Below are 6,509 nucleotides of genomic sequence, written 5' to 3'. Positions count from 1 at the left end.
GGCTAGGGGCTAGGGGCTAGGGGCTAGGGCGTCGGGAAGAGGGAAGAGGGAAGAGGGAGGAAGGAGAGGGAGAGGGAAGAGGAGAAATTTTTGACTTTTGAGAAATGGATATTTAAAATGGGCCGCTCACTCCAATTCCGAGACGCCCTGCCAATCCTGGGGATAAGGGGATAAGAGTGGCGATCGTTAAAAACAAAGCTAGCAAACCTATCGCTGCTCGCGCATCGTCGGGTTCGCTAATCTCATTCAGGCTGGGACGCTCTAAATCTCTTTGCAGAAACACAATCACAATTGCCCAGTAAATAGCAAGGGGATTTCCCAAAGCTACAAGTGCCAGAACAATTAACGTCGCTATAGTTGTTCTGCTCGCTACTTTGCGTCCGTATATAGCCAAAACGATTCTACCACCATCTAATTGTCCGGCTGGCATTAAATTTAATGCTGTAATCACCAATCCCAGCCAACCAATTACTACTAGAGGATGAACATCTACCAAAGGTTGTTGCAAAGCCGAACCCAGGACAACCCGTGCCAAAGTTCCCACCAGTATAGAACCTTGGAAAAATTGTGCCGGTACTTGAAAGAAACTGCCTTGCTGAGAAAGTAACATCCCTACGATCAGCATCAGCAGAGATACAATGCCACCAGCAGCAGGCCCTGCCACAGAAATATCAAATAAGACATTTCGGTTAGGTAAGAGAGATTCAAAACGGGTGATGGCACCAAAAGAACCTATCTGCAAAGTGGGTATAAAATAAGGCAGACTAAGGCGGATATTGTGACGGCGAGCTAGCAGCCAGTGACCGATTTCGTGAGCTACCAAAATTGTCAATATTCCCAAACCAATTGGCAAAGCTTCTGCTAATCGACTTGGATTTTGAAATAAGTCAAATTCCAACATTAAGCCAGAAGTTTCCAAACAGGTAGCTATTGTTGCCAACATGAGGACAACTGCCAGGATTTTTTGAATTATAGTTGACGGTTTGGGGTCATTGCGGCTGGGTAGGACAACAACAACCGGCTTACCCTCTGGATTTTCGATCAAAAATAGACGATAGCGATCGCCCAATCTTTCCTGCAAGGCATCGGAAAGGCGGGTGTGGACTGCTTGCGCCTCTCCTCGCAGGTTGCCGTTAAAAACCGCGCCTTCCTGGTAGGGGATAGTCTCGGTGGCAAAAAAGGTATCGATGCCAAAAATTCCCTGAATCGTTTTGAGATCTTCTTGGGGAATCGGCACGAACTCAATTTTCAACTGCACCTGAACTGGCTGTGGTTTTTCAGTTGCCGACTCAATCGCTTGAGGCGTTTGTTCGCCAGAACTAGCTTCCTGGTTAGCATTCGCCATTTTGGCGGCGCGATCGCGCATCATCAGATCTTGGCCCGCAGCTCGCAATTGCCTACCCAGATAAATATACAACCCCGCCGAAGCCACCAACATAAACAAGATGCTGACTAAGTTGAGGTAAATCCCGGCAGCGAACAAACCAAAGAATAACAGCCAGGGAGCCATGAGGGCAACCGACTGCAACCAGGCTAGGATTCCCAGTTTGCCAAAAGGCTTGGCACGCAAGTATCCCCAAGCCAATATACCGAAAGCGGCTAGCAGAATTAGTGCGATGACAGAAGTCTCCGATGCAGTAAACATTTCCTTTCCCTGTGCTACACAGACAAATCCTAGCGATTTAGAGCGGCTAGGGGCTAGGGCGTCGGGCGTCGGGGAAGAAGGGTTTAATTTTAGGTAGATTGTTGTGCTTTAGCACTAAATTTAACCCTAAAGCGCAACAACCTACCTTTTTTAAGGTGTCAAGTAAGTCCTGTTAACGAGAAATAGAGGCTCTTGGGTTAAGTTAGCAAGAAACCCGGTTTCTTGCTCTGGTGCAATATTTGAGTTGAACTGACTATTTTTGGTAGTTTTCGGCTGCTTGTCTGATATTGCCCTGATGTTCGGTGAGAAGAGTTTCTGCTTCTTGTTTCTCCAATCCTGTCCAGTGCATCAGCAGCGCCAGCTTGACCGATCGCCCGCTTCGTTCTAACAAATACCCAGCTGCTTCGCGACTTAAATCGGTCAGATCGTTGAGAATTCGCAAAGCTCGATCGCGCAGTTTCGTATTTGTAACCGCCACATCTACCATACGATTGCCGTAGACCTTGCCCAACTTGACCATCACGCCGGTAGAGATGATATTCAAAGCCATTTTTGTCACCGTTCCCGCTTTCAATCGCGTGGAACCTGCTAAAATTTCAGGGCCAACTAACAGGCGAATGTCAATATCGGCACTGGTAGTAACTTGTTCGATCGGTACGCAGGCCATAAAAATGGTAGTAGCGCCTCGTGATTGTGCCGCCTGCAAAGCACCTTGGACAAACGGAGTCGTTCCTCCGGCGGTAATTCCGACTACTACATCTAATTGAGTGACTTGTCGCTGGGCGATCGCAGCCGCCCCATCTTCAGCCCTATCTTCCAAATCTTCCGAACTGCGGACTAAAGCACCTGCACCACCGGCGATTATCCCCTGTACCAATTCCGGGGGTGTGCAAAACGTGGGCGGACACTCGGCGGCATCCAAAACGCCCAAACGCCCGCTGGTGCCGGCTCCCACATAAAACAGTCTTCCCCCTTGACGTAATGCTTCTGCTGTGATATCGATTGTCTGAGCCAACTGAGTGCGGGCAGCTGCGATCGCGGCAATAGTTTGAGAATCTTCTTGATTGAACAGCTCCACCAACTCCAGAGAACTTAGCTGGTCTAAATTCTGACTGTTGGGATTGATTTGTTCTGTGAGAAGATGGCCGCGTTCCTCCAAATTATTCATCTTTCATCCTTCTTTCATCCTCGATCCTAGCCTTCGGTAAGGGCTCTCGCCCTACATCCTCGATCCTTTCACAAAAGTCCTTCCAGCTGACGGCGAATGCGATCGAGTTCGGAATCGGTAACTTCCGGTCGAGTGCTTTCCGCTTGCCAGTCTGTTTGTTCTAAGTTAGTTTCTGGTGGGAGGGCTAAAGCGCCTTCTGGAATGAGTTGCCATTCATAATCGGCACTTTCGCAAAATTCCTTGATTTCCTCATCATCGATCGCTTCCACAGAGGGAGCCATAAAATCTTGAGCCTCCAACTGCACGCAAAAGCGAGTAGCGTCGTCTTCTGACTCAAACATTAACACCGTATTGCGATCGCCAACTTTAATGGTGTGAATGCCCTCATTTTCCGTGCGGGCGTTATATAAAAGTACGAATACGCGCATGGGTGCCACTTTTTTTTTGCATCGTCGTTATTTATCTTACCGATCGAAACTGCCACTTACCCGCCAAAATAGGCATTGGCGAAACCCACAAATCGACATATCCTAGTCAAAAGTCGTTTCCCAGGTAGAGCCAGGGAACGAGGTCAAAAGTCAAAAGTCAAAAACAAAAGCGAGAGGGAACAGGGAATAGGGAATAAGAAATAGGGAATAGGGAGAGAGAAAAGGGAAAAGAGAAAAGGGAAAATATTAATTCCCCCACTCCCCCGCTCCCCCACTCCCCCACTCCCCCACTCCCCCGCTCCCCCACTCCCCCGCTCACTCCCTGCTTATAAAGCGGTAATGTAGTATTTTTAACATTGGTAATCAAACTTCTTCTCTAGGATGGATGGGATACCAGCAACAGATACATAAAAATGTCCATAGCGAACAGTTTAATAACTCTTCCCCATAAGAAACTAGATAGTTGCTTTGATTGCTTCCTCGCTGCCAAATGACCCTCGGATACTGCCATGAAAATTCTTAAAATCCAGACGTTACGCGGTCCAAACTACTGGAGCATTAGACGCCACAAACTGGTCGTGATGCGCCTCGATTTAGAAGAGCTTGCCGATCGACCGTCGAATCAGATTCCTGGCTTCTACGAGGGATTAATACAAGTACTGCCTAGTTTAGAAGAACATTTTTGTTCGCCAGGGTGCAAGGGCGGCTTCCTCAGCCGAATTCGAGAAGGCACAATGATGGGACATATTGTGGAACACGTAGCCCTCGAACTCCAAGAACTGGCAGATATGTCAGTAGGATTCGGTCGTACCCGCGAAACAAGCACACCCGGCACCTACCAAGTAGTTATTGAGTATAAAGACGAACAAGCAGGTCGCTATGCTGCCAGGGCAGCCGTGCGTCTGTGTCATAGCATAGTAGAAACCGGCACATATCCTAAAGAGGAATTAGAACAAGACCTGTTAGATTTGCAGGAAATGTGGTCGGATGCCTCTTTAGGGCCGAGTACAGAAACCATTGTCAAAGAAGCAGAAGCACGGGGAGTGCCCTGGGCATCTTTGAGCGCTCGCGCCTTAGTGCAATTCGGCTACGGGATACACCAAAAGCGGATGCAAGCAACTCTGAGTTCCAACACCAGTATTTTAGGTGTAGAGTTAGCTTCTGATAAAGAAAGCACTAAACAGATTTTGCGGGAAGCTGGAGTACCTGTTCCTCGCGGTACCGTCATCAACTATCTAGACGATCTGCAAGATGCCATCCAAGATGTGGGCGGCTACCCAATTGTAATCAAGCCCCTGGATGGCAATCACGGTAGGGGTATAACCATTAACATTACCTCTTGGGAACAAGCGGAAGAAGCCTACGATGCCGCTAAAGAAGTTTCCAAATCCGTGATTGTGGAACGGTATTATCAAGGTAGAGACCACAGGGTATTGGTGGTAAACGGCAAAGTGGTAGCGGTTGCCGAACGGGTGCCGGCTCATGTGGTAGGAGATGGCAAATTAACGATCGAGCAATTAATTGAAGAAACGAATAAAGACCCGAATCGGGGCGAAGGACACCAAAACGTTCTCACCAAAATTACGTTAGACCGTACTAGCTGGCAATTGTTGGAACGGCAAGGTTACACTCTGGAAACAGTACTGCCAGAAGGTCAAATATGTTACCTGCGGGCTACGGCAAACCTCAGTACGGGCGGGATTGCAGTCGATCGCACCGATGACATCCACCCGGAAAATGTTTGGATCGCGCAACGGGTAGCAAAAATTATCGGTTTGGATATCGCCGGCATTGATGTCGTCACCCCCGATATCACCAAACCGTTAAGAGAAGTGGATGGCGTCATCGTCGAAGTCAACGCCGCACCCGGATTCCGGATGCACGTTGCACCCAGTAGGGGAATTGCGCGGAATGTCGCGGCTCCGGTGATGGATATGCTGTTTCCCCCCGGCACTCCCTCTCGCATCCCCATTTTGGCAATCACCGGTACAAACGGCAAGACGACAACAACGCGATTGATCGCCCACATTTATAAGAGTGCCGGTTTAACAGTGGGCTACACGACCACCGATGCCACCTACATCGGGGATTATCTGGTGGAAAAAGGAGACAATACCGGCCCGCAAAGCGCTCAGTTGATTCTGCAAGACCCGACTGTGGAAGTGGCAGTGCTGGAAACCGCACGCGGTGGGATATTGCGTTCCGGCTTGGGTTTTGAAGCTTCCGATGTCGGCGTAGTGCTAAATGTGGCCGCAGACCACCTGGGAATCGGCGATATCGATACTGTAGAGCAATTAGCCGACCTCAAGTGTGTGGTAGCAGAAGCTGTTTTGCCTAAAGGTTACGCGATACTGAATGCAGACGACCCCTTGGTAGCAAATATGGCCAAGCGGGTGAAAGCCCAAGTTGCTTACTTCACGATGAATCCAGATAACCAGTTGGTGAAAGAACACACTGGCAAGGGAGGCGTGGCGGCAGTTTACGAAAACGGCTATTTGTCGATTTTGAAGGGAGATTGGACGCTGCGAATCGACCAGGCGGTAAACGTACCCCTCACAATGGCAGGACGTGCGCCGTTTATGATTGCCAATGCCCTGGCGGCTGCTTTGGCGGCGTTTGTGCAAGGAGTTGATATCGAGACAATTCGCACCGCACTCAAAACATTCCGCGCTTCCGTCAACCAAACGCCGGGACGGATGAATATCTTTAATTTAGGCAAATTCCACGCTTTGGTGGATTATGCTCACAATCCCCACAGCTACGAGGCGCTGAGCGGTTTTGTCCGCAACTGGCCGGGTGAGAGGATTGGTGTAGTGGGTGGCCCAGGCGATCGCCGCGATGAAGATTTCATTTTGTTGGGCAAACTGGCGGCAGAAATGTTCGATCGCATCATCGTCAAAGAAGACGACGACACGCGGGGACGCCCTCGCGGCGACGCATCTGCCTTGATTGTCAAAGGCATCCAGCAAACTAAGCCAGATTCCCGTTACGAAGCTATCCTCGATGAGACAACAGCTGTCAACAGCGCTTTAGATACCGCTTCTGCCGGTAGTTTGGTGGTGATTTTACCCGAAACTGTCAGCCGTGCGATCGCTCTGATCCAGTCACGCAATCCAGTAGCCGATCCGGTACAGCACCTCAATGGGGCTACACCGACAAATACCGTACAGCCTACTTCCGTAACTAATCAAGTCTAAGTAAGGCAAAAGTCAAAAGTCAAAAGGCAAAAGGCAAAAGAAAGAAGGGTAAAAGGAAAATTTCCTGACTT

4 protein-coding genes are annotated in these 6,509 nt (G+C 49.3%); 1 reads left to right on the top strand and 3 read right to left on the bottom strand.

The genetic code is table 11. From position 1 onward, the window contains the following. Positions 1 to 112: 112 nt before the first annotated feature. The 3 genes from H6G03_RS24675 to H6G03_RS24665 form a co-directional block, all read right to left on the bottom strand. A complete protein-coding gene (locus H6G03_RS24675; RefSeq protein ID WP_190470048.1) occupies positions 113 to 1,645 on the bottom strand; it encodes a site-2 protease family protein in 1,533 nt (510 codons plus the stop codon). Positions 1,646 to 1,898: 253 nt separating this feature from the next. After that, positions 1,899 to 2,813, bottom strand: coding sequence for an N-acetylmuramic acid 6-phosphate etherase (gene murQ / locus H6G03_RS24670; protein ID WP_190470045.1), 915 nt, complete (start codon positions 2,811 to 2,813; stop codon positions 1,899 to 1,901). A gap of 68 nt (positions 2,814 to 2,881) precedes the next feature. Beyond that, positions 2,882 to 3,241: a DUF3110 domain-containing protein gene (locus H6G03_RS24665; protein ID WP_190470042.1), complete on the bottom strand. Its 360-nt coding sequence runs from the start codon at positions 3,239 to 3,241 to the stop codon at positions 2,882 to 2,884. Positions 3,242 to 3,750: 509 nt separating this feature from the next. Between H6G03_RS24665 and cphA the strand changes: the two genes are divergently transcribed. Next, positions 3,751 to 6,438 carry a cyanophycin synthetase gene (gene cphA, locus H6G03_RS24660; RefSeq protein ID WP_190470038.1) on the top strand — a complete coding sequence of 896 codons (2,688 nt, stop codon included), beginning with the start codon at positions 3,751 to 3,753 and terminating at the stop codon, positions 6,436 to 6,438. Positions 6,439 to 6,509: the final 71 nt, after the last annotated feature.

Origin of the sequence: Aerosakkonema funiforme FACHB-1375 (assembly GCF_014696265.1) — a bacterium.
Lineage (GTDB): Bacteria > Cyanobacteriota > Cyanobacteriia > Cyanobacteriales > Aerosakkonemataceae > Aerosakkonema > Aerosakkonema funiforme_A.
The sequence above is the reverse complement of the archived record's forward strand: the minus strand, read 5'-3'. Positions and strand labels throughout refer to the sequence as shown.

Coding starts and splice junctions, on each gene's coding strand:
- cphA (WP_190470038.1), top strand. CDS start 3,751: ATGAAAATTCTTAAAATCCAGACGTTACGCGGTCCAAACTACTGGAGC.
- H6G03_RS24665 (WP_190470042.1), bottom strand. CDS start 3,241: ATGCGCGTATTCGTACTTTTATATAACGCCCGCACGGAAAATGAGGGC.
- murQ (WP_190470045.1), bottom strand. CDS start 2,813: ATGAATAATTTGGAGGAACGCGGCCATCTTCTCACAGAACAAATCAAT.
- H6G03_RS24675 (WP_190470048.1), bottom strand. CDS start 1,645: ATGTTTACTGCATCGGAGACTTCTGTCATCGCACTAATTCTGCTAGCC.